Genomic DNA, 25,148 nt, shown 5'->3' with positions numbered 1-25,148 from the left:
ACGATGAACAAGGCTTTGCTGGCCGGCTTGGCGCTGACCAGCCTCACTGCCGTAGCGGCCGAACCTTCGCTCTGCGCGCGGCTGGCCGATGAAGCTCGGCGGGCGCCGTCTGAAGTCTGGGCAACACCCGATCCTTTGGCAGCCTGGGTGAAGCCCACTGGGAGCGCAAGACAGTCCCCCACCGTGACCTCGCTGGCGAATGACGCGCATTGGCGTGAGCTGCTCGCCGTGACTGAGGGGCAATCCGTGGGTGTGCAGCAGCTGGAAGGTGCGCCGGTGTATCTGGTCGAAGCCTTCGCCGGCACGGCGAACTGCCAGTCGTTGGTGCTGGTCGAGGCGCGGCCCGGCCGGCCGGCGCGGCGGCTGCCTCCGCCTTTCGATCTGGAGCACATGGACCTGTGCATGACCCAGTCCGCCGGCCTCGCCCAGGTGCTTGGCCAGCCGGCGTTCATCGCGGGCGGCGCGCCGTCCATGGTCAGCCCGGATCTGCACTACCGCGTCGCGGCATGGACGGGGCAGGGCTGGGGTCATGCCTGCGGTCTGAAGCTGAGGCGCGGCACTGCGATGGCGCCAGAAAAACGCTTCTGTGCACCTGGCGCTCAGGTCTGCGCCGCGGGCCAGGCCGTGGCGGAGAAGCTGGCGCAGGCCTATGAAGCGGACCGTGCCTCCAAGGTGCCGTTCGATGCCCAGGCGTTTGCCGGCGGCCACTCCCCCGACGCGGTCGTCGTCGCCGCGCTGAACCCACCGTTGGCCACGCCCGGTGCGATCGGCGACATGAACCCGCCATTTCCGCTGTTTGGAGCCGATGACAAGCGGCTGGACCCGATGCTGACAACCTTCTCCAACGCCGACCCGCGCCGCCTGCCGGTGTTCATTGATGGCCGCTGGTGGCTGGCCGTCGTGGGTCGCGCTGGTGTGGGTTGGCGGGAGGGCGACGCCGTGCTGGTGGCGATGTTCATGCCGCCAGGGCGGCCGGGCGATGGCGTGGCGTCGTACCAGTTCCGCACCCGGCCCGTCAGTCTGCTGGGGGCGGTGGCGACCGATGCGCGCCCTTAGTCTGCCGGCACCCTGAGCGCCCGCTCGCGCTCCTTGGCGATACGCGCCGCAAAGTCTGCCGCACTGCCACCCGTCGGCAGATTGCTGACGTCCAGGATCTTCGAGCGGATCTCGGGCTGGCGCAGGGCCTCGTTGACGACGGCGTTGATCAGCCTCAGCCTGTCCTCGGGCACGCCACGCGGCGCGAACAGGCCGAAGGTCGAGACCAGGTTGGCCTCCGGAAAGCCCAGCTCCACCAGCGTTGGCACATCGGGCAGCACCGGCAGTCGGGTGGGTGATCCGATGGCGAGCGGCTTCAGCAGCCCCTGCCGCACGTATTGCAGCTGCTGTGCGGCCACGTTGGACGACAGCAGCTCGAATTGCCCGGCCAGGGCGTCGGTCAGTTGCTGGCCGCCGCCCTTGTAGGGGATGTGGATGATGTCGACGCCTGCCGCGGTGCGTATCTGCGCCAGCACCATGTGCCCGACCGTGGCCTGGCCTGAGGTCGCCCAGCGCAGCCGGCCCGGCGCTGCGCGCGCGGCCGCGAGCATGGCGGCAAAGGTCGCTGGCTTGAACGACGGGTGCGCCAGCACCAGCACCGGCGTGTCCATGAGGCTGACCACGGGCGCGACGTCATGCAGCAGGGCGTCGCTGCCTCGCCCCGATGGCACAGAGGCCGACGCGGCCGGTGCGAAGACCAGCGGCGAGATGGCGCAATAGGCCAGCGTGTAGCCGTCGGGCGCGGCGTGCGTCAGCGACTCCAGGGCCACCAGGCCACCGGCGCCGGCGCGGCTCTCGACGAGGACGGGTACCTTGAGCCGCGCGCTCATGAAGTGCGCCAGCCCGCGTGCGGTGTCGTCGCTGACGCCGCCGGGCGGGTAGGCCACGACGAGGTGGATGGGCCGCGTGGGCCAGGGCTCTGGCGCGGCATGGGCGACGCAGCACAGGGCCGCCCCGGCGAGCGCCCACAACGACCGCCTACGCATCGCGGTGGGCCTGGGCGATGCGGCGGGCCAGAGCGATGAAGGTGCCCGTCGGGCCGGCCTGGTCGTGCGCGCGGTAGGCCAGCGTCAGCGGCGCTTCAAGCTGGGCATGCTTCTCCAGCGGCCGGCAGACGATGGAATGGGCATGCATGCCGCGCATCGAAGCGGGCACGACGGAGATGCCGGCGCCGGCCGCGACGAGGTTCATGTTCATCATCATGCGGTCGACCTCGATGAAGCTGCGCGGCCTCACGCCATGGCGTTCGCACAGGTCCAGCAGGTTGGCGTAGAGGCCGGGCGCGCCGGGGCGGCGCACCAGGATGAGGTCCTCGTTCTCCAGCTCGGCCAGTGGCACCGGCGTCGTCGACGCCCGCGGCACGGCTGCGAGCCGATGGTCCAAGGGCAGGGCCAGCAGCGCCGGCTCGGTCAGCAGGGTCTCGAAACTGACGCCCTCGGGCTGGGCCACGGGCACGCGCAGGAAGCCGCAATGCAGCCGGCTCTTGGCGATGGCGTCGATGAGGCCGGCGGCGTTGTCCTCGGTCATGGTCAGCGCGATGCCAGGCTGTTCGCTGCGGCAGGCGCGCAACACCGCCGGCGTGAAGGCGTGGGCCGCGGCCGAGCTGGTGAAGCCCACCGTCAGCAGGCCGTACTGGCCGCCGGCGAGGCGGTCCATGCGGTCGCGCATGTCGCCGAAGTCGCGCAGCAGGCGCTTGGCTTCCTCGAGGAACTGGCGGCCGCCGTCGGTGAGGCTGACGCCCTTGGGATGCCGGTGCAGCAGCACCAGGCCGAGCTCCTGCTCCAGCGCCTTGATTTGTTGACTCAGCGGCGGCTGCTGCATGCCGAGCAGCCCCGCGGCGCGTGTCATGTGGCCGGTCTCGGCCACGGTCACGAAATAGCGCAGATGCCGCAGCTCCATCTTGTCTCCATACTTTTAATGTCTTCAGTTCGTGTGTTTACTGTATTTGACGCTATGGAGTGCCGTCACTAAGGTCCGCCCCGGATTCCACACAACAACCACATGGAGACGAGGATGACGACAAGACTTTCGAGGGTGGGCTTGCTGGCCCTGGCCGCCGCGGCCATGGGCGCGCAGGCGCAGAGCAACAGCAGCGTGCAGCTGTTCGGCCTGATGGACATCGGCGTGCAGCAGCTCAAGGCCGACGGCGTGGGCAAGCGCTGGCTGGTCAACAGCGATGGCAACACGTCCAGCCGCTTCGGCGTGCGCGGCACCGAGGACCTGGGGGGCGGTCTCAAGGTCGGCTTCTGGCTGGAGTCGGCCGTGGCCGTCGACGACGGCACCAGCGGCGCGACCAGCAGCAACAACAAGGACTCCGTCAGCGGCGGCCTGACCTGGGGCCGCCGCGCGACCGTGCAGGTCTCGGGCGACTGGGGCGAGTTGCGGCTGGGCCGCGACTATGTGCCGTCCTTCGGCAACCTGACGACGTCCATGCATCCCTTCGGTACCAATGGCGTCGGCAGTTCGGGGCTGATGTTCTATCCGGCGCCCGCCAACGGCACGACGGCACGCACCAATGTGCGGGCATCCAATTCCATCGGCTATTTCCTGCCCGCGGGTCTGGGCGGTGTCTATGCCCATGTGATGCTGGCCCTGGGCGAGCAGGGTGACGGCCCGACGCACAAGGACGGCCGGTTGCAGGGCATCCGCATCGGCTGGCGCAACGAGGCCTTCAACGCCTCGGTGGCGACCTCGAAGACGCGCTATGCGACGGGTGACTACACGCAGAGCAATGTCGGCATGGCCTGGCAGATCGGGCCGGTCAAGCTGATGGGCCTGTGGGGCGAGAACAAGGTTGGCACCACGAAGACGACGGCGCGCATGGTCGGCACGCAGTGGCAGGTGAGCCCGCAGGGCGAGCTCCGCCTTGCCTACACGACCTTGACTGCCAAGGGCGTGGCCAGCGACGCGACGCATATCGCCCTCGGCTATGTGCATGATCTGTCCAAGCGCACGGCGCTCTATGGCAACGTCGCCCGCATCGACAACAAGGGYACCGGCGTGCGCTTCAATGTGGGCGTGGCGACGACGGTGCCCGGTGGCAACAGCAGCGGCGTCGAGCTCGGCGTTCGCCACAGCTTCTGAGCAGGAAGACAGCGAGATGAGGACGATGACGATGAAGCGGCTGGGCGCATGGATGGCGCTGGCGGCGGGCCTCTCTCCCGCCGCGGCTTTCGACACCGCGGCCGAGACCCCGCCCGTGGCGACGGCCTGCCCGCACAACGTCGGTGAGGGCACCACCTGCCTGGCCGGGCGGGACGGTGCCGGCGCCTTCTATCTGATCGCCATGCCCAAGGCCTGGAACGGCGATCTGGTGCTGCATGCTCACGGCGGGCCATTTCTCGGCGCGCCGACGGCCAAGCGCGTTGTCGAGGACCTGGAGCGCTGGTCCGTCATGCCCCGCCTGGGTTATGCCTGGGCGGCGTCGAGCTACCGCCAGGGCGGCGTCGCGGTGACCGCCGCGGCGGAAGACACCGAGAGGCTGCGGCAACTCTTCATCGCCAAGGTGGCCAAGCCCAGGCATGTCTGGCTGCACGGCCAGTCCTGGGGCGCGAGCGTCGCGGCCAAGGGAGCGGAGCTGTTCACCGAAGGCAAGCCGTACGCCGCCGTGCTGCTGACGGCCGGTGTGCTCGGCGGCGGCACGCGCAGCTACGACTTCCGGCTTGATCTGCGCGTCGTCTACCAATACCTCTGCCACAACCATCCGCTGCCCAGCGAGCCTCAATACCCGCTGAACACGGGTCTGCCTGCCGATGCGAAGCTGACGCAGGCTGAGCTGGCGCGGCGGGTCGACGACTGCCTGGGCAAGCCGGCCGAACGCACGCCGGAGCAGGCAGCCAAGGTCAAGACGCTTGTCGACGTGATCCGCATTCCGGAGCGCAGCATCCAGTCCCATCTGAACTGGGCGACCTGGCATTTCCAGGACGTTGTGCTCAAGCGCACCGGCGGCGCCAGCCCCTTCGGCAATGTCGGCGTTGCCTACACGGGCTCGGCGGATGACGTCGCACTGAACGCGGGCGTGCTGCGCTACGCGGCCGATCCCCAGGCGGTGGCCACGTTGGCGACGGACGCGGACCTGAGCGGGCGCATCCCCGTGCCGGTGCTGACGGTGCATGCCATCCACGACCCCACGGCCATGGTCGAGCTGCAGGAGAGCTTTGGCCGCGCCATGGCGACGGCCGGTCGTGATGCGGCGCTGGTGCAGACCTACACCGGCGACCGCGATCACAGCTATCTCAGCGATCCAACCTATGCGGCTTTGATGGAGGCGCTGTCGACGTGGGCAACGCAGGGGAAGAAGCCCACGCCGGACGGCATTGCGGCGGGCTGCGAGAAGGCGAGGGCGGTGCTGGGGTCGACCTGCCGGTTCGAGCCGGGCTATGTGCCCAAGCCGCTCGACACCCGCGTGCCATCACGGGCAAAGCCATAAAAGAACAAGGCCCGCAATGCGGGCCTTGTTGATTCAGCGAAGCTTCGAACTATCGAAGCGTCTAATTAGTCTTCCGACTTGAACACCAGCTTGACTTCGTGCGTCTGGGCGGCGCCCGTGCCTTCGAACTTCCACTGGCTCAAGGCTTCCGTGGCAGCGCGGTCGAAGACGCGCTTGGGTTCGGCTTCGACGATCGCGACATCCGAAACCTTGCCGTCACCAGCAATGGTCATCTTGGCGCGCACGCTGCCGGCGCTGATGTTCTTCTTCACGGCCTCGCTGGGGTACTCGGGGGCAACCTTCTTCAGGACCTTGGCATCGGCATGGGCCAGGGAAGCAGCGGCGACGAGGGCGAGGGCGACAGCGGAACGGGCAAACATCAGTAGCGTCTTTCGGTCTGGTTGATTGGGGGCGAAACGAAGCGGCTTGTGACCGCGTTGCAGCACGCATTCTGGCCAGTCGGGCCCCCACAGGTAAGGGGTATGGCCGTGCAGAAGTCACGCACCGATGACCGGGTTAGCCCGTGGAGGCGGCTGACGCCAACTCCTTCACGCCGATCCAATGAAAAAGCCCTCGCGAGAGGGCTTGTTTCGGGGATCGGCGCGTCGCTCAGACCGGCGCGTCGCCGTTCTCGTCCTTCTTGATGCGCACCGCGGCACGCTTTTTCGGCGCGGCCGCCGCCGGCACCATTTCGACGACCGGTGCGGCCGGTGCCGCGGCGTCTTCTTCCTTGATGACGCGGGTGTAGGGCGCCAGCATGGTCACGAGCTGGGCGTAGATCTTGGGGTTGCCGGCCACCACTTCGCGCTGGTGCAGGAAGTCGGCTTCACCCGTGAAGTTGCCCACCAGGCCACCGGCCTCGGTGATGATCAGCGAACCGGCCGCCAGGTCCCAGGGCTGCAGGCCGGTCTCGAAGAAGGCGTCGTAGTAGCCTGCGGCGACGTAGCAGAGGTCCAGGGCCGCGGCGCCCGGGCGGCGCAGGCCGGCGCAGTGCTGCATGACTTCCTCGAACATCTTCACGTAGCGCTTGAAGTTGTCACCGCGGCGGAAGGGAAAGCCGGTGCCGATCAGCGCGTCGCTCATGCGGGTGCGCTTGGACACGCGCAGGCGGCGGTCGTTCAGGAAGGCGCCACGGCCCTTGCTGGCGTAGAAAAGGTCGTTGCGGGTCGGGTCGTAGACGACGGCCTGCTGCACGACGCCGCGATGCGCCAGCGCGATGGACACGCAGTACATCGGCAGGCCGTGGATGAAGTTGGTGGTGCCGTCCAGCGGATCGATGATCCAGACGAACTCGGAATGCTTGGCGCCGTGGGTGCGGCCCGACTCTTCGGCGAGGATGCCGTGGTCCGGGTAGGCGCCCAGCAGCGTCTCGATGATCACCCCTTCTGCGGCGTGGTCGACCTCGGTCACGAAGTCGTTCGGGCTCTTGGTGTTGATGCGCAGAGCTTCGAGGTCCAGCGAGGCGCGGTTGATGATGGCGCCAGCCGCACGCGCCGCCTTGATGGCGACATTGAGCATGGGATGGTGAGACGTTTGCAGCATGCGTGGCACTCGCTGGGAAGAAGGGGCTGACGGGAGGAAAGAGCGACGGGCCGCCACGAGGGTGGCCCGGATAATCGCGCGATTCTAGCCGCCTGCTCCGTACAAACCCGTGGAATCCACACGCTTCGTTCTCATCCATACCAGCCACGCCGGCAACGTGGGCGCTACCGCGCGGGCGATGAAGGTGATGGGCTTCAAGGACTTGGTGCTGGTCGCGCCACGCTTTGCCGACGTGCTCTGCCACGAGGAGGCTGTGGCCATGGCCAGCGGCGCGGCCGACATCCTGGCCCGGGCCCGCGTCGTCGACACGCTGGCCGAGGCCTTGGACGGCGTGGACTTCGCCTGCGCCACCGCGATGACGCCGCGCGACTTCGGCCCGCCGACGCGCGAACCGCGCTCGCTGTTCGCCGAACTGGCCACCCGCGAGGCTGCACCGCGCCTGGCCCTGGTGTTCGGTTCCGAGCGCTACGGCATGAGCAACGAGGATGTCTACCGCTGCCACGCCGTGCTGAGCATCCCGACCCACCCGGACTACGGTTCGCTCAACCTCGCCCAGGCCGTGCAGCTGCTGGCCTACGACCTGCGCCAGGCCGTGGGCGGCTTTGGCGTGCAGGCCCGCACGCCCGACCCCGAACTGGCCGATGCCCGCGCCGTGCAGGGCCTGCTCGAGCATTTGCAGGCCGCACTGACCGACATCGGCTATCTCGACCCTGCCGCGCCACGCAAGCTGATGCCGCGGCTCAACCAGCTCTTCAACCGGGCGGGCCTGACGAACGAGGAAATCCACATCCTGCGCGGCATCGCGCGGCAGATGCAGAAGACCTCAGCCTCAGCAGGCCCAAGCCAGGGCTCCTAGACTGCGCGCCATGTTTCAACGCCTGCGCGAAGACATCGCCCTCATCCTGGAACGCGACCCGGCCGCCCGGTCGGCGTGGGAGGTGCTGACCTGTTACCCGGGCCTGCATGCGCTGATGTTCCATCGCCGCGCCCACTGGTTCTGGCAGCGCGGCTTCAAGTGGCTGGGCCGCTGGATCTCGCACTGGGGCCGGTTCTTCACCGGCATCGAGATCCACCCCGGCGCGCGCATCGGTCGCAAGGTCTTCATCGATCACGGCATGGGCATCGTCGTCGGCGAGATGGCCGAGATCGGCGAGGGCTGCACCATCTACCAGGGCGTGACGCTGGGGGGTACGTCACTCGTCAAGGGCGCCAAGCGCCACCCGACGCTGGGCCCCGGCGTCATCGTCGGTGCCAATGCCAGCGTGCTGGGCGGCTTCACGGTGGGGGCCGGTGCGCGCATCGGCTCGGGCGCCGTCGTGACCAAGCCGGTGCCGGCCGGTGCGACGGCCGTCGGCAACCCGGCCCGCATCATCGAGGCCGAGAGCGAGCAGGCCCGCGAGGAGGCGGCCGCCAAGATGGGCTTCTCGGCCTATGGCGTGACCCAGGGCGACGACCCGGTCGCGCTGGCCATGCGCGGCCTCATCGACAGCGCCTCCGGCCACGAGCACCAGATTGCGCTGATCTGGAATGCGGTCTGCAAGCTGTCGACGCAGATGGGCAAGCCGGTGGGCGATTGCGTGCCGGACGACGCCCAGCGCGACGAGGCCTTTGATGCGGCGGAGATGAACCGGTTGGTCAAGTAGGGTCCTTCTGACCCTTAGACTGCGCCCCCATGAAAAATGAGGGAGACGCAGCCATGGAAGAGCCGGAAGTCCATTCGCATCACCACGGCAGCCACAGCGGCCACCGCTGGTTCGACATCACGGCTTCGGTCTGCGCCATGGTGGTGTCCTTCGCCTCTCTGTATCTCGCCATCCATCATGGCCACGTGATGCAGCAGATGGCAGAGGCGAATACGCGCATGGTCACGGCCACCTCCTGGCCGCGGGTCAGTTACTCGACAAGCAATGTCGATGAGCGCGGCCAGCCCTCCCTGATCCGCTTCTCGCTGACGAACAAGGGCATCGGCCCGGCGAGCATCCAGGGCATGGAGGTCCGCTACGACGGCAAGCCGGTGAAGAGTGTTCGCGATCTGCTGAAGGATTGCTGCAGCACCGACGGCAACGCGGCGGGCCTGACCTGGCGGCTGTCGACGGCCAATGGCGAGATCCTGAGGCCGGGCGAGGAAAAGCACTTCCTGCACCTCAACAGGCACGAGGATGCGGCGCTGTGGGCGCGCGTCAACGCGCTGCCGGCCAAGGTCAGCGTCAAGGTCTGCTATTGCTCGGTGTTCGAGGAGTGCTGGGTGGCCGACAGTGCATCCAACAAGGCCACCAAGGTCGCCGCCTGCCCGGTCAACTGGACGCAATACGCCGATTAAGGCGACCGAACAGGCCCAGACCCGCCGCCGCCTTGTGGTCTGGCCGGGTCGGCGTGGATGAGAATCACAGATTCCGGGCCGTGACGGTCCGCCTCCTGTGATCGCCCTGCTGTGCTTCTGAGCGAGTTCCGACTGTGGCTTTCCTCCGGCTGGCGCGTGGCGCTTGGCCTGGCGATGGCCGCATCCTGCCTCGCCACGCAGGCGGCGCCGGCCGCCAAGCGCTGGTCCAGCCTGGCCGACATCAGCTTCCAGCATCTGACCCAGGAGCAGGGCCTGCCCAATGCCATCGCGACGGCCATGGCCGAGGATGGTCAGGGTTTCCTGTGGGTCGGCACGCTCGGCGGCCTGGCGCGCTGGGACGGCTATCACTTCAAGGTCTACAAGGCCGATGCGCAGCGGCCCGGTGCCTTGCCGGACAACTATGTGCAGTCCCTGCATGGCGATGCCAAGGGGCGGCTCTGGGTCGGCACGAGCGCCGCGGGCCTGCTCAGGCATGACCCGGCGACGGACCGTTTCGTCGCCATCCCGGTCGGTGGCGCAGAAGGCCTGAGCCATGTCAGCGTGCGGCAGATCGCCGACGACGGCGCCAGCGGGCTGTGGGTCGTCACCGACGGCGGGTTGGATCACCTGGACCCCGACAGTGGCCGCATCGAGCATGCCAGTGCCGCCGGCGGTTGGGCCGAAGGCGCCGGCGCCCAGGTCTGGTCGGTGCTGCGCGACCGGCGTGGCCAGCTCTGGATCGGCAGCGCCGCGGGCCTGTTCCGCCGCCCCGCCGCGGGCGCGCCGCTGCAAGCCGTGCCGCTGGCCCCCGGCCGTGCGGTGCAGCCCCAGGCCCTGGCCCAGGACAGCGCCGGCCAGATCTGGGTCGGCAGCCTGCACGAAGGCGTCTTCGTGCTCGGGCACGAGGGCGACGCGCCCGCCATCGACGTGCGCGAGGCCGGCGTGCCCGACAAGGACGATCTGCTCTTCAACAACCAGATCGCCAGCCTGCTGGAGGTGCAAGCGGGCGAGATGTGGGTGGCAACGCTGGGGCAGGGCGCCGTGGCCGTCGACATCGAGAGCCGTGACACGCGCCGCATCCGCCATGTGCCGGCCTGGCCCGTCAGCCTGGCGGACAACGCGCTGCGCACCCTCTACCGTGACCGGGCCGGCCTGGTCTGGGTGGCCTCCAACCGCGGCCTGAGCCGCTACGACCCGCGCCAGGGCGGCGTGCTGACGCGCCTGGGTGCCAGCGCCGGGGTCGACGAGGCGCTGGATTCGCGCTTCATCAGCGCCGAGATCAGCTGGATCCTGCCGATGCCCGGCGGCCGGCTGTGGCTGGCCACGCACAAGAGCGGCATCGACATCCTCGACGCGACCGGCGCCCGCACCGGCGCGCTGCGGCCCGACGCCAGCCGGCCCGAAGCCGCGCTGCCGCCGGACATCGTGCTCGGGATGGCGCGCGTGGCGGATGGCGGCGTCTTCATCGCCACCAAGCGCGGCCTCTATCGGACCGATGTCGACGGGCGCCGTCTGCGCCGCGTGAACCTGGCGGGCCGCGACCCTGCCGCCTCCACCTGGGCCCTGCTGGCCGACGGCGACACGCTGTGGATAGGCGGGCAGTTCGATGGCCTGTGGCGGCTGGACCTGGCCAGCGGCCGCGCCGCGCCCGTGGCACCGGCGGCGCCGGGCCTGACCGATCAGCGCATCATGGTGCTGGCGCGCGGTGCGGCCGGCGAACTCTGGGTCGGGACGCGCAACGGCCTCAACCGGCTCGATCCCCTCAGCGGCGCGACCGTGCAATACCCGGCCGGGCCGACGTTGGCCCGCGGCTTGTCGGCGGGTTTCGTCACGGCGCTGATGCTGGACGCCGAGGGGCGGCTCTGGGTGGGCAGCTATGGCGGCGGCATCGATGTGCTGCCGGCACCGGGCCGCGGCGACTCCATCCTGCGCGTCGGCACGGCCCGGGGCCTGCCGGATGGCACCGTCAATGCACTGCTGCAAGACCTGCAGGGCCAGGTCTGGGCCAGCACCGACAACGGGCTGGCACGCATCGACCCCGTTCGCATGACCGCGCATGCGCTGCGGCGTGCCGAAGGCGTCGTCTTCCCGACCTACTGGACCGGGGCGGCGGCGCGCACCGAGCGCGGCGAACTGCTGTTCGGCGGCGCGGGCGGCATGACGGTCGTGCTGCCCGAGAAGCTGCAGACCTGGAACTACCGCCCCCAGGTGCTGGTGGTGGACGTGCAGATCGCCGGCAGTTCGGTGCCGCTCGCGTCGGGCAGCGGCGCGCTGCTGGACGTGCCCGCCGACGGCAACAGCCTGGCGGTCGAGTTCGCGTCCAGCGACTTCTCGGCCCCCGAGCGCAACCGCTATGCCTACAAGCTGGAGGGCTACGACAGCGGCTGGGTGGCGGCGGATGCGGCGCGGCGGCTGGCGGCCTACACGAATCTGCCGCCGGGCGACTACAAGCTGCGCCTGCGCGCCTCCAACCGCGACGGGCAATGGGGCGAACGTGAGCTGGCCCTGCCGGTGACGGTGAGGCCAGCCTGGCATCAGACCTGGTGGTTCCGCGTCGCCTTGGCGCTGACCTTGGGCCTGCTGGTGCTGTTGACCGTGGCGGCGCGCACGCGGCTGCTGCGCCACCGCCAGCTGGAGCTGGAGCACCGGGTGCGCGAGCGCACGGTCGAACTGCGGGCGATGCACCATGCGCTGGAAGAGAAATCGGCGCAGTTGCAGCTGAGCAGCGTGACCGACCCGTTGACGGGCCTGCACAACCGCCGCTTCCTGAGCGAGCACATCGAGCAGGACCTGGCGGCTGGCCTGCGCCGATCCCAGGAGACGCTGGCCGCGGGCGGCCAACCGCTGGACACCGACAACGTCTTCCTGCTGCTCGACATCGACGCCTTCAAGCGCATCAACGACCGGCATGGGCACGCATCGGGTGATGCGGTGCTGGTGCAGTTCGGCGCGCGGCTGCGCTCGGTGCTGCGCGAGTCCGACTATCTGGTGCGCTGGGGCGGCGAGGAGTTTCTGGCCGTTGCGCGCGACACCGACCGCCTGCGTGCCGAGGAACTCGCCGAACGCATGCGCGCCGTCATCACGGCCACGCCTTTTGCACTCGATGACGGCGGTGAGATCGCCGTCAGTTGCTCGATCGGGTTCGCCTGCGTGCCCTTCGAGCTGGAGCGGCCGCAGGCGCGCAGCTGGCAGCAGGTCGTCAATCTGGCCGACCTGGGGCTCTATGCCGCCAAGCGGTCCGGGCGCAATGCCTGGGTGGGCGTGCACACCGCCGTCGGGCGGGGCGCCAGGGGTCAGCGCATCGTCGGCGGCTTCGGCCTCAGCAGCAATCGCAACCTGGACGATGTGGCGGCGGCGCTGGCCGAGCCGGGAACGGTCGAAGGCTAGACGGGGCGCTGCGCGCTCTTGGGCCTGAAGGACTTGCAGACCTCGTCACGGGTCTCGAGGTAGGGCCCGCCGATCAGATCGATGCAATAGGGCACGGCCGCGAAGATGCCGCTGGCCTTCTCGTGGCCGGCCAGGGTCTCGGCGATGGCCTTGGGCTGGCCGGGCAGGTTGATGATCAGCGCCTTGCCGCGGATGACGGCGACCTGGCGCGACAGGATGGCCGTCGGCACGAAGTGCAGCGAGATCTGCCGCATCTGCTCGCCAAAGCCCGGCATCACGCGGTCGGCGACGGCCAGCGTCGCCTCGGGCGTCACGTCGCGCGGCGCCGGGCCGGTGCCGCCGGTCGTCAGCACCAGGTCGCAGTGCTCGGTGTCGACGAGCTCGATCAACGCCGCGGAGATGCCGGTCTGCTCGTCGGGAATCAAGCGCGGCACGAAGGCGATGGGGTTGTGCAGCGCGCTCGTCAGCCAACCTTGCAGTGCCGGCAGGCCCTTGTCCTCGTAGACGCCGGTCGATGCGCGGTCGCTGATCGAGACGATACCGATGCGAACCGGTTCACTCATCTTCGGCCGCGACCTCAGAAGCCTTGATGAACTGGAACAGCTCGCGGAAGGCGCGGCCGCTGCGCTTTTCGGGCTCGTTGGCGGCGTCCTTGCGCGCGGCGCGCACGAGGCTGCGCAGCTGCTGGATGTCGACCTCGGCATGGGCCGCGAGGAATTCCTGCAGCGCGTCGTCACTGGCCAGCAGGCGCTCGCGCCAGCGTTCGGACTGGTGCAGCTTCAGGCTGTCCTGGGCGTGGCCGAGCTTGAACGCCGCCACCGCCTCGCGGATGGGCTCGGGGTCGATCTTGCGCATCAGCTTGCCGATGTACTGCATCTGCCGGCGCTTGCCCTCGAAATTGGTGATCTTCTTGGCGGCGCGCAGCGCGTCGTACAGGATCTCGGGCAGGGCCAGTGGCTCCCAGCGGCTCTCTGGCAGGGCCAGCAATTCGTCGCCCAGCTTCTGCAGCGCGGTCATGTCGCGCTTGAGCTGGGACTTGCTGGGGCCGTCGAAGTCGTCCTCGGCGTCGTGTTCGGGGGTGTTGTCTTGCATCTGTGGACGTGTTCGGGCGAGTCCTATGATTGTCGCCCACTCGAATTCAGCGCTTTTCATGTCCCAAGCCAAAGACGGTTTTGCCTACAGCCCCGAGCAGTTCCAGCAATGGATCGAGGATGCGCTCGGCGAAGCGAAGAAGATCGGCGCGACGGATGCCGGCGCCGAGGTGTCCGAGGGCTGCGGCCTGTCGGTGTCCGCGCGACTCGGCCAATTGGAGAACGTCGAGCGCAACCGCGACAAGTCGCTCGGCATCTCGGTCTATCTCGGCCAGCGCCGCGGCAATGCCAGCACCTCGGACTTCTCTCCCCAGGCCATCCGCGACACGGTGCGCGCGGCCTATGACATCGCCCGCTTCACGGCCGAGGACGAGTTCGCCGGCCTGCCCGATGCGGACGACCTGGCCCTGGACGCGGCGCAGCGGCCCGAGCTGGACCTCTTCCACCCCTGGGCCGTCGACGCCGCCGCTGCGGCCGAGATCGCGTTGCGCTGCGAGGCCGCGGCGCTGGGTGTGGACAAGCGCATCACCAACAGCGAGGGTGCGGCCGTATCGGCCCAGCAGTCGCATTTCTGGATGGGCAACACGCGGGGCTTTCGTGGCGGCTATGCCAGCTCGCGCCACTCGCTGTCGGTCGCGCCGATTGCCGGCCGCGGTGCGGGCATGCAGCGCGACGCCTGGTACAGCTCCATGCGCGACGCCGCCGACCTGGCCTCGGCCGAGGCGGTGGGCCGTTACGCGTCCGAGCGTGCCTTGTCGCGCCTGAAGGCACGCAAGGTGGCGACGGCTGAGGTGCCGGTGCTGTTCGAGAGCACGGTCGCCATCGGCCTGCTGGGCGCCCTTGTGCAGGCCACCAGTGGCGGTGCGCTCTATCGCCGCACCACCTTCCTGCTCGACAGCCTGGGCAAGCCGGTCACGGCGTCGCACATCGACATCGCCGAGGACCCGCACGTGAAGAAGGGCAAGGGCAGCTCGCCCTTCGACGACGAGGGCGTGATCACACGCGCTCGCTCCGTCGTGGAAGGCGGCGTGCTGCAGGGCTATTTCCTGTCCAGCTACTCGGCCCGCAAGCTGGGCATGAAGACGACCGGCCATGCCGGTGGGTCGCACAACCTGCGCATGACGAGCCGCGCCACGGCGCCCGGCGACGACCTGCCGACGATGATCCGGCGCCTTGGGACCGGTCTGCTCGTCACCGAGCTGATGGGCCAGGGCGTCAACTACGTGACCGGCGACTATTCGCGTGGCGCCAGCGGCTACTGGGTCGAGAACGGCGAGATCGCCTACCCGGTGCATGAAGTGACCATCGCCGGCAACCTCAAGGACATGCTGCTCAACATCGTCGGCATCGGCGCCGACGAGTACACGATGGGCACCAAGACCATCGGTTCGGTGCTCGTCACCGGCATGAAGCTCGCGGGGAACTGACGTGCATCTGACGCGTCAGCGCCTGGGTAAATCCCGGCCGGCTGGCGATGGAGCGATTCCTAGAATCGCCCGGCATATTTCTCTTCGCAAACCCGAAAACAGGAGACTTCAATGACCATGGAACGTCGTTCCTTTGTGCGCCACGCCGGCCTGGCAGGTGTGCTGGCTGCAGGCGCTGCCCCGGCCGTCGTGCACGCCCAGGCGCAGGTGCGCTGGCGCCTCGCGTCGAGCTTCCCGAAGTCGCTGGACACCATCTTCGGCGCGGCCGACGTGTTCGCAAAGAAGGTCTCCGAAATGACCGGCGGCAAGTTCCAGATCTCCGTGCACGCCGGCGGCGAGATCGTGCCGGCCCTGCAGGTGGTTGACGCCGTGCAAGGCGGCACCGTCGAGATCGCCCACACGGCGCCCTACTACTTCTTCGGCAAGGACGAGACCTTCGCGCTGGGCTGCGCCATCCCCTTCGGCCTGAACAGCCGCCAGATGACGGCCTGGATGGTGGAAGGCAACGGCATGAAGCTGATGCGCGAGTTCTACCGCAACTACAACATCGTCAACTTCCTCGGTGGCAATACCGGTGCGCAGATGGGCGGCTGGTATCGCAAGGAGATCAAGAGCGTTGCCGACATGAAGGGCCTGAAGATCCGCATCGGCGGCTTCGCGGGCCGGGTCATGGAGCGCATGGGCGCCGTGCCGCAGCAGATCGCCGGCGGCGAGATCTACTCCGCACTGGAGAAGGGCACCATCGACGCGGCCGAGTGGGTCGGCCCCTACGACGACCTGAAGCTGGGCTTCAACAAGGTCGCGCCGAACTACTACTACCCCGGCTGGTGGGAGGGCGGCCCGCAGCTGGACTTCTTCATCAACACCAAGGCGTATGACGCGCTCTCCAGCGAGTACAAGGCCGTCGTCGAGGCTGCATCCGCGATGGCCCACATCGACATGCAGGCCAAGTACGACGCCAAGAACCCGGGTGCGCTCAAGCAACTGGTGGGCTCGGGCACCAAGCTGTTCCGCTTCCCCAAGGACACGATGGACGCGGCCTTCAAGGAGTCCATGGCCATCTACGCCGAGCTGTCGGCCAAGAACCCGAACTGGAAGAAGGTCTACGAGGACTATTCCAACTTCCGCCGCGACCAGAACCTGTGGTTCCGCTTCTCGGAAGCCGGCTTCGACGACTTCATGCAGGCGCAGAAGCTGTAAACCAGCGAGCCTCAAAACAAAGCCCCGCATCGCGGGGCTTTTTTCTTGGCGCTCCAGGCGCCTACTTCTTCGCCGCTTCCTCCAGCGCGCGGCGCACCGCGTCGCCATCATCCGCTGGTGCGCTGGCCGCCGACGCAGCCGGCTCCGGCGCGAACAGCTTGCTGGCATCGTCGGAGCTCATGTCCGCCGGCTTGTCGTGGCCGCCCATCTGCTGCAGCAGCTCCGACGCCTGGTTCAGGTCGACCGCCTTCTCCTTGTCGAGGAAGACCGTCACGGTCTGCGGGAAGAAGATGACGATGGCCACGAGGATGAGCTGCATGAACACCCAGGGGATGGAGCCCAGGTAGATGTCGCTGGAGAGGACCTTCTTCGGGATCGAGCCGTTCTTGAACAGCGTGTCCGAGATGCCGCGCAGATAGAACAACGCGAAGCCGAAGGGCGGGTGCATGAAGCTTGTCTGCATGTTCACGCACAGCATGACGCCGAACCAGACCAGGTCGATGCCCATCTTGTCCGCCACAGGCCCCAGCAGCGGCAGGATGATGAAGGCGATCTCGAAGAAGTCGAGGAAGAAGGCCAGGAAGAAGATGAAGAGGTTGACGACGATGAGGAAGCCGATCTGGCCGCCTGGCAGGTCGCTGAGCATGTGCTCGATCCAGCGGCCGCCTTCCACGCCCTGGAACACCAGCGAGAAGGTGCGCGAGCCGATCAGGATGAAGACCACCATGGCCGTGATGCGCATGGTGCCCAGCATGGTCTCCTTGATCAGCGGCCAGTTCAGCCGCTTGTGCAGGCCGGCCAGGATGAAGGCGCCCACCGCGCCCATCGCACCGGCTTCGGTCGGCGTGCAGATGGCGGTGTTGATGCCGGGCAGGCCGCCCATGGAGCCCAGCACCGCAAAGATCAGCACGGCCGACGGGACGATGCCGCGCAGGCACTTCTTCCACAGCGCCCAGCCCTGCAGCGTGCGCGCCTCCTTGGGCACGCCCGGCACGTGGTGGGGCTTCACGCGGCTCAGCACGAAGGTGTAGAGGGCGAAGATCAGCACCTGCAGGATGGAAGGGCCCCAGGCGCCCTTGTACATATCGCCCACCGAGCGGCCGAGCTGGTCGGCCAGCACGACGAGCACGAGCGAGGGCGGCACGAGTTGCGTGATCGTGCCCGACGCGGCCAGCACGCCGGTCGCGTAGCGCATGTTGTAGCCGTAGCGCATCATCACCGGCAGCGAGATCATCGCCATCGCGATGACCTGGCCGGCCACGGTGCCGGTGATGGCGCCGAGGATGAAGCCGACGATGATGACCGAGTAGCCCAGGCCACCGCGCACCGGGCCGAAGAGCTGGCCCATGGAGTCGAGCATGTCCTCCGCGAGGCCGCACTTTTCCAGCAGCGAGCCCATCAGCGTGAAGAAGGGGATGGCCAGCAGCAGGTCGTTTGACAGGATGCCGAAGACGTTCTGCGGCAGCGCGCTCATGAACTCCGGCGGGAACCAGCCCTGGCTCACCGCGAAGAAGCCGCAAGCCAGGCCCAGCGCCGCCAGTGAGAAGGCGACGGGGAAGCCGATCAGCATGATCACGATCAGCCCCGCGAACATCAGCGGCGGGAAGCTCTCCATCGAGATCATTGCAGGGGCCTCTCGTAATGGATGTCCATGTCGAACTTGTGCGCGAGCCAGGCCACGCGCTTGATGATTTCGGCGCACCCCTGGAGCGCGACGAGGGCGAAGCCTAGCGGCAGCACCATTGCAGCCGGCCACCGGATCAGGCCGCCGGCGTTGCTTGACAGCTCACCCGACGTCAGCAGCTTGGTGGCGTAGCGCATGAAGCCCAGGCTGGCGACGKAATCACCAGGCGCCATGCCGGTGCTGAGCTTGACGTAGAAGAAGCCCCAGGACAGCCAGGCCAGATAGCAGATGACCGGCATCAGGAAGACGACGAGGCCGAACAGGTCGACGTAGACCTTGCCATGGCCCGTGAGCCGGCTGTAGACCAGGTCGACGCGCACATGCTCGTTGAGCCTGAGGACCTGCGCGGCGCCCAGCATCACGCAGGCCGCGAACAGATACCACTGGATTTCGAGGAAGGAGTTGGAGCTGTAGTCGAGGCTGTAGCGGACGACGGCGTTGGCGGCACTGATGAAGCAGGACAGCAAGACGGCCCAGGCGGCAAGCTTGCCGAAGCGGTCGTTGAGGCTGTCGATGCGCCGCGCCAGGGAGAGCAGGGCGTTCATGGGACTGGGCAGGAGAAAAGCGAAGCGGCCGCCAATGTAGCGACCGCTGGAGGGGCGTCGGCTTCTTTGAGCCGTCGTTCAGGGTAAGCCCCGGGTGGGTTCAGCCCAGTTGCTGGGCCTGCAGGAAGAGGCGCGTCGAGCGCGCGCCCGAACGGCAGAACAGCAGCAGCGGGCGCGGCAGTTCTTCCAGCAGTTGGGCGAAGGCTTCGATCTCCGCGGGCGACTGGTAGCCGCCGGCGACGGGCAGGTGGCGGTACTCCATGCCAGCGGCCTCGGCGGCGGCCTGGATGGCGGCCGATGTGGGCTGGTCGGGGCCGTGTTCGAAGTCGGGCCGGTTGTTGACAACGCTCTTGAAGCCCATGGCCGCGGCTTCAGCCATGGCTTCGGGCGTCAATTGGGGGGCGGCGCAGATGTCGGGGGCGATGGATTGCATGGGCAGGCTCATGGTGCCTCCTTACTTGGCCAGCGCGGCCTTGACCGCGCTGGAGACCGTGCTCATCTCGGCCACGCCGCCGAGTGCGGCCTTGGCAGCTGCCATGACTTTGCCCATGTCGCCGGGGCCGCTGGCACCCAGCTCGGCCACGATGGCGGCCACCTTCTCGGCCACCGCCTCGGCGGACAGGCGCTCGGGCAGATAGACCTGCAGGATGGCCAGCTCGGCGGTTTCCTTGGCGACGAGGTCGTCGCGGCCGGCGGCGGCGAACTGGCTGATCGAGTCCTTGCGCTGCTTGATCAGCTTGTCGACGATGGCGACGAGGGCGGTGTCGTCCACGACGACGCGCTCGTCCACTTCCTTCTGCTTGACGGCAGCCAGCAGGCCACGGATGGTCAGCAGGCGGTCGGCTTCCTTGGCGCGCATCGCGGCCTTCATGTCTTCGGTGATGCGGTCTTTCAGGCTCATGGGGAGATCCGGTTCAAAAAGACAAAAACCCGCAACAGCGTCCTGTGGCGGGTCTTGGAGTTCAACCAGAGCCGAGGCTCCGGATGGCGTCAGAAACGATCAGTACAGCTTCTTGGGCAGCTGCATGCTGCGCACGCGCTTGTAGTGGCGCTTGACGGCGGCAGCCTTCTTGCGCTTGCGCTCGGCGGTGGGCTTCTCGTAGAACTCGCGGGCGCGGAGTTCGGTCAGCAGGCCCAGCTTTTCGATGGTGCGCTTGAAGCGACGCAGGGCGACGTCGAACGGCTCGTTTTCCTTGACGCGGATGGTGGTCATGTATTTCCTTCAGATTGCGCTCGGTATTCGCGGCTGAGATCAGCAGCAGGTTCCGGATTACTGCTTCTCTTCAATCTTCTTCGAGAAGTGCAGCGAATCGACGCGCGGGTTTGCCAGCAAAGCCAAGGATTGTAGCCGGGAAATCAAGGACTTGCCAAGATTTGCTCAGGCCCTGATTGAAGCCTCTCTTGAGGCGGTGGCCATGGCCTCGGCGCAGGCGGCGGCGCTGGCCCAGGCCCACTGGAAGTTGTAGCCCCCCAGCCAGCCGGTCACATCGACCACCTCGCCGATGAAGTACAGGCCCGGCACGCGCTTGCTTTCCAGCGTCTGCGAGCTCAGGTCGCGGGTCGAGACGCCGCCCCGCATGACTTCGGCCTTGCGCCAGCCCTCGTCGCCGCTGGGCATCAATTGCCAGTCATGCACGCTGCGGCCCAGGCGTTGCAGGTCGGCGTCGCGGCAATCCGGCAAGGAGCGGGCGGCGTCCAGGCCGGCGCGCTCCAGCCAGGCCGCTGCAAGGCGCTGGGGCAGCCGGTTGGCGAATTCATTGCCGAGCTGGCGGCGCGAGGTGCTCTTGGCGTCGACGAGGGCCTTGTCCAACTGCAGATCGGGCGCCAGGTTGAGTTGCAGCGCCTGTCCATCGGCGCGATAGCTGGAAATCTGCAGGATGGCCGGGCCGCTGAGGCCTCTATGCGTGAACAGCAGGTCCTCGAGGAAGCGCATGCGGGCCTTGCCGCTGCCGACGCTGACCTCCACCGGCAGCGACAGGCCGGCCAGCGCGGCGAAGGGACTCCAGGCCTCGGCATCGAAGGTCAATGGCACCAGCGCGGGGCGCGGCTCGACGATGGCGTGTTCGAAGCGCTTGGCCAGCCGCAGTCCCCAGTCGCTGGCGCCGATCTTGGGGACCGGGAGGCCACCTGTTGCGACGACGACACGCGGCGCGCTGACGGGACCCTGGCTGGTGTCCAGCTCGAAGCCGCCGTCTGCAAGCCTTCGCACGTCGGCCACCGTGCAGGGTTGCCAGCGGATCACGCCGCCGGCTTCGCATTCCCTGACCAGCATCTGGATGATCTGCTCGGCGGAGTCGTCGCAGAACAACTGGCCCTTGTGCTTTTCATGGAAGGCGATGCCGTGGCTCTGGACGAGCTTGATGAAGTCCTGGGGCGTGTAGCGAGCCAGGGCCGAGCGGCAGAAGGCCGGGTTCTCGGACAGGAAATTGGCCGGGCCGGCTTCGCGATTCGTGAAATTGCACCGCCCGCCACCCGATATACGAATCTTTTCTGCCAGCTTGGGCGAGTGGTCGACCAGCAGCACCTTGAGCCCGCGCTGGCCCGCGAGGGCAGCGCAGAAAAGGCCTGCCGCCCCGGCGCCCACCACCACCGCATCGAATCCCTGCATAGACCTCCCGTGAATGGGGCGGCATTGTCGTAGGTGAGCGCATCGAAACTCGTTAGGATTCAGCTCAGCCGGCAAACGGGTCTTCTAGGGGGGAGGCCCGATTCATGGGGTGGCGCGGTCTTGCTGGCGCTGCTTGGCCCCCACTACAGTCCCCCGACACCCTTGGCATTCGCTACTTTTTGTTGCGAATGCGCGATCGCATCAAAACGATTTCATGGACATGACCGCTGACCAGACCGCGATGCAGCCGCCACCAGGCAGCCTGGCGCATTGGCTGGCGGACCACGGCGAGTTGGGCGGCGAGACGCTCGTTGGCCTGGTGTCCCTGATCGAGCCGCTGGGCAGCCAGGCGGCCATCAAGGCGGTGTCCACCGGTCGCTATGTGTTCGCCACGGCGGGCCTGGCGCAGCTGTTCGAGCGTGAAGCCGTCGTCGGCCACACGGACGCCGAACTGCTCAAGGCCGACGAGACGACGGCCTTGCGTCGCGTCGAGCAGACGGTCATGGCCCAGCGCCATCCGGTGGTCAGCGAGCACAAGCTGGAAATCAACAACCGCCGCCGCGAGTTCAGCGTGACCCGTCTGGCCTTGAGTCAGGATTTCCTGCTTTCGGTCTGGCATGAACGCACCGAGGAGCGCCACCGCGAAGCGCATCTGCAGCGCGCCCTGGCCCAGATCGAGCAGCAGCAGTCCTCCATCGAGCAGATCCGCCGCGAGCTGCAGCAGGGCTCGGGCCGCGACGACGTCTCGGGCCTCTATATGCGGGCCCAGTTCGACGACCAGTTGCTGCGCGAGATCGACCTGTCGTCGCGCGAGCACCGGGAGTTCGCCCTCGTCATCATCGCGTTGGACGCCTCATCGGTCATCACCGGCCTGGGTGACGATGCCCAGCAGCGCCTGCTGGAAGGCATTGGCCGCATGCTGCGCGCCAACACGCGGGCGATGGACTCGGCCTGCCGCATCGGGCCGCAGCGCTTTGCCGTGCTGCTGTCCGGCGTGGGTCTGGCCACGGCCCATGCCCGCATGGAGCAACTGCGCCGGCAGTGCGCGGCCCAGATCGTCGTGCTGAACGGCCAGGACCTGGGCTTGTCCATCTCGATGGGCGTGTCCAGCTTCCCGCACACGGCTTCGCGCCAGGACGAGCTGATGGCCGCCAGCGAAGCCGCTGTGCATGAAGCCCAGCGCCGTGGCGGCAACCAGGTCGTGCTGGCTTCCATCGCCTTCGGCTAGATCTCGCTGAGTCCTTTGTAGAGCATGTAGGCCGCGAGCGCGAACAGCAGCATCGCGAAGACCTTCTTCAGCTGGGCCACGTCCATCGCATGCGCCGCGCGGGCGCCCAGCGGCGCCATCGTCACGCTGGTGGCGGCAATCAACCCCAGCGCCGGCAGATAGAGATAGCCCACCGTGCCGGGCAAGGCCGGCGTCAGCCCCCAGCCACCGATGACATAGCCCAGCGTGTTGGCGACCGCGATCGGGAAGCCCAGCGCGGCGCTGGTCGCGACGGCGAGGTGCACCGGCACATTGCACCAGACCATGAAGGGCACGCTGACAAAGCCGCCTCCGGCGCCCACCATGCCCGACAGCAGGCCGATGCCCGCGCCGGCGCCGAACTGGCCCGCCGTGCCGGGCATCTGGCGGCTGGGCGCCGGTCGCCTGTTGCGCAGCATCTGCCAGCCCGAAAAACTGACGAAGGCCGCGAAGAGCAGGGCCAGCCAGGCGCCCTTGAGAAGGGCGAACAGACCCGCTCCCGCCAGCAGGCCACCGATCAGGATGCCAGGCGCCAGGCCCTTGACCAGATCCCAGCGCACCGCGCCGCGCTGGTGGTGGGCGCGCACGCTGGACAACGACGTGAAGATGATGGTGGCCATCGACGTGGCAATGGCCATCTTCACCGCCAGGCTCGGCTCGACGCCGCGCCCACTCAGGATGAAGGTCAGGATGGGCACCATCAGCATGCCGCCGCCGATGCCGAGCAGGCCCGCGAGGAAGCCGGCCGCCAGCCCGAGAGCGAGCAGCTCCGCGACGAGGGTGAGCGTCATTTGACGTGCAGTCGCTTCAGCACCGCCTGCCATTCGGCCGGCGTGACCGGCGTGATCGACAAGCGGCTGCCGCGTTCCAGCACCCGCATGGATGCAAGCTCGGGCGCCTCGCGCATTTCCTTCAGGCTCAGCAGCCTCGTTGTCTCGCGCCAGCGCACGTCGACATGCACCCAGCGTGGCGTTTCGCGCTTGGACTTGGGATCGTAGTAATGGCTTTCGGGATCGAACTGCGTCGCATCCGGATAGGCCGCGCTGCAGACCTCGGCGAGGCCGGCGATGCCGGGCTCGGGGCATGACGAGTGATAGAAGAGCACGCCGTCGCCGAGCTGCATGTCATCGCGCATGAAGTTGCGCGCCTGGTAGTTGCGCACACCCGTCCAGGGCAGGGTGCCGGCGCGCTGCAGATCGAGGATGGAAGCCTCGTCGGGCTCCGACTTCATCAGCCAGTAGTTCATGCGCTGATGCTAACGGCGAGCCGCTGAGAAGAAGGTGTCCACCGCAATCCTGGGGGCCGAGATCCTGAACACCCAGGGGTAATCAGGTGGGCGAGGTCAACCGGACTTCGGGTTCATCTGACGCGAGACGATCACGCCCGTCCGGCATTTTCCAAGCCCTTGCTCATAGAGCATCGGATGAAGGAAATAAAGCCCCGGGGAAAGCGATGGACGGGGGCAATTCTACGACTCAGAGCAGTTGCCCATCGTGTCCGAGTGCTTCATCCAGGCGCTTGACGAGGGCATCGAGCTCGGGCGTTGACATTGGCGTTTCGCGCGAGGTGTCGGCGAGCTGATAAGCGAGGTTCAAGGCCGCCAGCACGGCGATGCGCTCGCGCGCCTTGACCTTGCCGGCGTCGCGGATGGCGCTCATCTCGCGGTCCACCTGGGCCACGGCCGAGGTCAGGGCGGCCTCGCCGCCTTCGGGGCAGCCGAGCAGATAGCTCTGGCCCATGATGGTTACTTCCATCTGCTTCATGCGTCTTCCTTGGGCGTCTCGACGGGCAGGCGCTCCAACAGCGCGTCCACGCGGGCGCGCGCTGCGTTCAGGCGCGAGCGCAGGCTGTCGCGCTCCTGAGTCAGGGCCGCCACCTGCTCGAGCAGCAGGGTGTTGGTGCGGGTCAACTCGTCGTGGCGCAACAGCAGGCGTTCGACGCGTTCAAGGAGATCGCTGAGTTGGGCCATGGCGTGTGAGGGTTCAGGCAGCGGCGGATTTTAGGTTCCGGCCGTAGTCACATTCGTTGACGACGGCGCAAACATTGCACAGCGGCTTGCGCGCCTGGCAGATGTAGCGGCCGTGCAGGATCAGCCAGTGATGGGCGTCGACGAGATAGTCCGTCGGCACACGGTCCAGCAGGCCGAGCTCGACGGCCAGCGGCGTCTTGCCGGGCGCCAGGCCCGTGCGGTTGCTGACGCGGAAGATGTGGGTGTCGACGGCCATCGTCGGCTCGCCGAAGGCGACGTTGAGCACGACATTGGCCGTCTTGCGGCCGACGCCGGGCAGGGCTTCCAGTTCGGCGCGCGAGCGCGGCACCTCGCCGCCATGCAGATCGATCAGCCTCTGGCAGGTCTGCAGCAGATGCTTGGCCTTGCTGCGGTACAGGCCGATGGTCTTGATGTAGCTCTCCAGGCCTGCGGTGCCCAGCGCCAGGATCCGGGCCGGCGTGTTGGCGACGGCGAAGAGGCGTTTTGTCGCCTTGTTGACGCCGACGTCGGTGGCCTGGGCGGACAGCAGCACGGCGGTCAGCAGTTCGAAGACGCTGGAGAACTCCAGCTCGGTCTGCGGAGCCGGATTGGCGGCCTTCAGGGTAGCGAAGAAGCGTTCGACTTGCGCAGCGTTCATGCCGCGA

General features: G+C 67.8%; 27 protein-coding genes. 10 read left to right on the top strand and 17 right to left on the bottom strand.

From position 1 onward, the window contains the following. The first annotated feature begins 3 nt into the window (after window positions 1-3). Window positions 4-1,056 carry a hypothetical protein gene (locus AC1D2H_RS08660; RefSeq protein ID WP_478010643.1) on the top strand — a complete coding sequence of 351 codons (1,053 nt, stop codon included), beginning with the start codon at window positions 4-6 and terminating at the stop codon, window positions 1,054-1,056. Here AC1D2H_RS08660 and AC1D2H_RS08655 read toward each other — a convergent pair. Beyond that, window positions 1,053-2,021: a Bug family tripartite tricarboxylate transporter substrate binding protein gene (locus tag AC1D2H_RS08655; RefSeq protein ID WP_478010642.1), complete on the bottom strand. Its 969-nt coding sequence runs from the start codon at window positions 2,019-2,021 to the stop codon at window positions 1,053-1,055. The two genes, AC1D2H_RS08660 and AC1D2H_RS08655, sit on opposite strands and share 4 nt — an antisense overlap. After that, window positions 2,014-2,934 (bottom strand): LysR family transcriptional regulator, encoded by a 921-nt coding sequence (locus AC1D2H_RS08650; RefSeq protein WP_477934057.1) that lies wholly within the window; start codon window positions 2,932-2,934, stop codon window positions 2,014-2,016. The genes AC1D2H_RS08655 and AC1D2H_RS08650 overlap by 8 nt, the downstream gene beginning before the upstream one ends. A gap of 114 nt (window positions 2,935-3,048) precedes the next feature. Here AC1D2H_RS08650 and AC1D2H_RS08645 point away from each other — a divergent pair, with 114 nt between their 5' ends. Next, a complete protein-coding gene (locus AC1D2H_RS08645; RefSeq protein WP_478010641.1) occupies window positions 3,049-4,119 on the top strand; it encodes a porin in 1,071 nt (356 codons plus the stop codon). A 52-nt stretch (window positions 4,120-4,171) separates the two neighbouring features. Continuing rightward, window positions 4,172-5,464, top strand: coding sequence for a hypothetical protein (locus tag AC1D2H_RS08640; protein ID WP_478010721.1), 1,293 nt, complete (start codon window positions 4,172-4,174; stop codon window positions 5,462-5,464). A gap of 65 nt (window positions 5,465-5,529) precedes the next feature. On the opposite strand, the gene AC1D2H_RS08635 is transcribed toward AC1D2H_RS08640, so the two are convergent. Continuing rightward, entirely contained in the window at window positions 5,530-5,844 is a 315-nt protein-coding gene (locus AC1D2H_RS08635; protein ID WP_477934060.1) for an energy transducer TonB, read from the bottom strand. A gap of 229 nt (window positions 5,845-6,073) precedes the next feature. Further along, window positions 6,074-7,006 (bottom strand): inositol monophosphatase family protein, encoded by a 933-nt coding sequence (locus tag AC1D2H_RS08630; RefSeq protein WP_477934062.1) that lies wholly within the window; start codon window positions 7,004-7,006, stop codon window positions 6,074-6,076. Between the two features lie 109 nt (window positions 7,007-7,115). On the opposite strand from AC1D2H_RS08630, the gene AC1D2H_RS08625 reads away from it, so the two are divergent. The 4 genes from AC1D2H_RS08625 (at window position 7,116) to AC1D2H_RS08610 (ending at window position 12,713) form a co-directional block, all read left to right on the top strand. Further along, window positions 7,116-7,862 (top strand): RNA methyltransferase, encoded by a 747-nt coding sequence (locus tag AC1D2H_RS08625; protein WP_477934064.1) that lies wholly within the window; start codon window positions 7,116-7,118, stop codon window positions 7,860-7,862. Between the two features lie 10 nt (window positions 7,863-7,872). Then, on the top strand, window positions 7,873-8,649 hold the full coding sequence (gene cysE / locus AC1D2H_RS08620; RefSeq protein ID WP_477934066.1) for a serine O-acetyltransferase: 777 nt from the start codon (window positions 7,873-7,875) through the stop codon (window positions 8,647-8,649). A 29-nt stretch (window positions 8,650-8,678) separates the two neighbouring features. After that, on the top strand, window positions 8,679-9,326 hold the full coding sequence (locus AC1D2H_RS08615; protein ID WP_478010640.1) for a hypothetical protein: 648 nt from the start codon (window positions 8,679-8,681) through the stop codon (window positions 9,324-9,326). Between the two features lie 174 nt (window positions 9,327-9,500). Next, window positions 9,501-12,713 (top strand): two-component regulator propeller domain-containing protein, encoded by a 3,213-nt coding sequence (locus tag AC1D2H_RS08610; RefSeq protein WP_478010639.1) that lies wholly within the window; start codon window positions 9,501-9,503, stop codon window positions 12,711-12,713. Here the strand turns inward: AC1D2H_RS08610 and mog are convergent. Then, complete coding sequence (mog, locus tag AC1D2H_RS08605; protein ID WP_478010638.1) at window positions 12,710-13,276, bottom strand: molybdopterin adenylyltransferase; 567 nt, start codon at window positions 13,274-13,276, stop codon at window positions 12,710-12,712. The genes AC1D2H_RS08610 and mog overlap by 4 nt on opposite strands. Then, a complete protein-coding gene (gene yjgA, locus AC1D2H_RS08600; RefSeq protein WP_477934074.1) occupies window positions 13,269-13,805 on the bottom strand; it encodes a ribosome biogenesis factor YjgA in 537 nt (178 codons plus the stop codon). Before yjgA ends, mog begins: the two co-directional genes overlap by 8 nt. Before the next feature lie 58 nt (window positions 13,806-13,863). On the opposite strand from yjgA, the gene pmbA reads away from it, so the two are divergent. Both pmbA and AC1D2H_RS08590 read left to right on the top strand, forming a co-directional pair. Continuing rightward, the gene (gene pmbA, locus AC1D2H_RS08595; RefSeq protein ID WP_477934076.1) at window positions 13,864-15,231 is read left to right on the top strand and encodes a metalloprotease PmbA; all 1,368 of its coding nucleotides are present in this window, start codon (window positions 13,864-13,866) and stop codon (window positions 15,229-15,231) included. A 117-nt stretch (window positions 15,232-15,348) separates the two neighbouring features. Beyond that, entirely contained in the window at window positions 15,349-16,431 is a 1,083-nt protein-coding gene (locus AC1D2H_RS08590; protein ID WP_477934078.1) for a TRAP transporter substrate-binding protein, read from the top strand. Between the two features lie 61 nt (window positions 16,432-16,492). Here the strand turns inward: AC1D2H_RS08590 and AC1D2H_RS08585 are convergent, their stop codons facing one another. From AC1D2H_RS08585 to AC1D2H_RS08560, 6 genes are all read right to left on the bottom strand, one after another. After that, entirely contained in the window at window positions 16,493-18,052 is a 1,560-nt protein-coding gene (locus AC1D2H_RS08585; protein WP_478010720.1) for a TRAP transporter large permease, read from the bottom strand. Beyond that, on the bottom strand, window positions 18,052-18,660 hold the full coding sequence (locus tag AC1D2H_RS08580) for a TRAP transporter small permease subunit (protein ID WP_478010637.1): 609 nt from the start codon (window positions 18,658-18,660) through the stop codon (window positions 18,052-18,054). Before AC1D2H_RS08580 ends, AC1D2H_RS08585 begins: the two co-directional genes overlap by 1 nt. Window positions 18,661-18,760: 100 nt before the next feature. After that, window positions 18,761-19,105 carry a TIGR01244 family sulfur transferase gene (locus tag AC1D2H_RS08575; RefSeq protein WP_477934082.1) on the bottom strand — a complete coding sequence of 115 codons (345 nt, stop codon included), beginning with the start codon at window positions 19,103-19,105 and terminating at the stop codon, window positions 18,761-18,763. 9 nt (window positions 19,106-19,114) lie between these two features. Continuing rightward, the gene (locus AC1D2H_RS08570) at window positions 19,115-19,561 is read right to left on the bottom strand and encodes a GatB/YqeY domain-containing protein (protein WP_478010636.1); all 447 of its coding nucleotides are present in this window, start codon (window positions 19,559-19,561) and stop codon (window positions 19,115-19,117) included. 99 nt (window positions 19,562-19,660) lie between these two features. Further along, window positions 19,661-19,873: a 30S ribosomal protein S21 gene (gene rpsU, locus AC1D2H_RS08565; RefSeq protein ID WP_012346814.1), complete on the bottom strand. Its 213-nt coding sequence runs from the start codon at window positions 19,871-19,873 to the stop codon at window positions 19,661-19,663. Between the two features lie 165 nt (window positions 19,874-20,038). Further along, window positions 20,039-21,268, bottom strand: coding sequence for a BaiN/RdsA family NAD(P)/FAD-dependent oxidoreductase (locus AC1D2H_RS08560; protein ID WP_478010635.1), 1,230 nt, complete (start codon window positions 21,266-21,268; stop codon window positions 20,039-20,041). A gap of 214 nt (window positions 21,269-21,482) precedes the next feature. Here AC1D2H_RS08560 and AC1D2H_RS08555 point away from each other — a divergent pair, with 214 nt between their 5' ends. After that, window positions 21,483-22,496: a GGDEF domain-containing protein gene (locus AC1D2H_RS08555; RefSeq protein ID WP_477934090.1), complete on the top strand. Its 1,014-nt coding sequence runs from the start codon at window positions 21,483-21,485 to the stop codon at window positions 22,494-22,496. On the opposite strand, the gene AC1D2H_RS08550 is transcribed toward AC1D2H_RS08555, so the two are convergent. The 5 genes from AC1D2H_RS08550 to nth all read right to left on the bottom strand — a co-directional run bounded on the left by AC1D2H_RS08550 (window position 22,493) and on the right by nth (window position 25,141). Next, window positions 22,493-23,305 carry a sulfite exporter TauE/SafE family protein gene (locus AC1D2H_RS08550; RefSeq protein WP_478010634.1) on the bottom strand — a complete coding sequence of 271 codons (813 nt, stop codon included), beginning with the start codon at window positions 23,303-23,305 and terminating at the stop codon, window positions 22,493-22,495. The two genes, AC1D2H_RS08555 and AC1D2H_RS08550, sit on opposite strands and share 4 nt — an antisense overlap. Beyond that, complete coding sequence (locus AC1D2H_RS08545) at window positions 23,302-23,760, bottom strand: EVE domain-containing protein (protein ID WP_478010633.1); 459 nt, start codon at window positions 23,758-23,760, stop codon at window positions 23,302-23,304. Before AC1D2H_RS08545 ends, AC1D2H_RS08550 begins: the two co-directional genes overlap by 4 nt. A 229-nt stretch (window positions 23,761-23,989) precedes the next feature. Then, window positions 23,990-24,277: a cell division protein ZapA gene (locus tag AC1D2H_RS08540; RefSeq protein WP_477934096.1), complete on the bottom strand. Its 288-nt coding sequence runs from the start codon at window positions 24,275-24,277 to the stop codon at window positions 23,990-23,992. Further along, window positions 24,274-24,483, bottom strand: coding sequence for a DUF904 domain-containing protein (locus AC1D2H_RS08535; protein WP_477934098.1), 210 nt, complete (start codon window positions 24,481-24,483; stop codon window positions 24,274-24,276). The genes AC1D2H_RS08540 and AC1D2H_RS08535 overlap by 4 nt, the downstream gene beginning before the upstream one ends. Window positions 24,484-24,496: 13 nt before the next feature. Continuing rightward, entirely contained in the window at window positions 24,497-25,141 is a 645-nt protein-coding gene (gene nth, locus AC1D2H_RS08530; protein ID WP_478010632.1) for an endonuclease III, read from the bottom strand. Between the last annotated feature and the right edge of the window lie 7 nt (window positions 25,142-25,148).

It is taken from the genome of Roseateles sp. P1_C1_2 (assembly GCF_056406535.1).
Note: the sequence above shows the minus strand (reverse complement) of the source record. Positions and strands in the feature narration are given on the sequence as shown.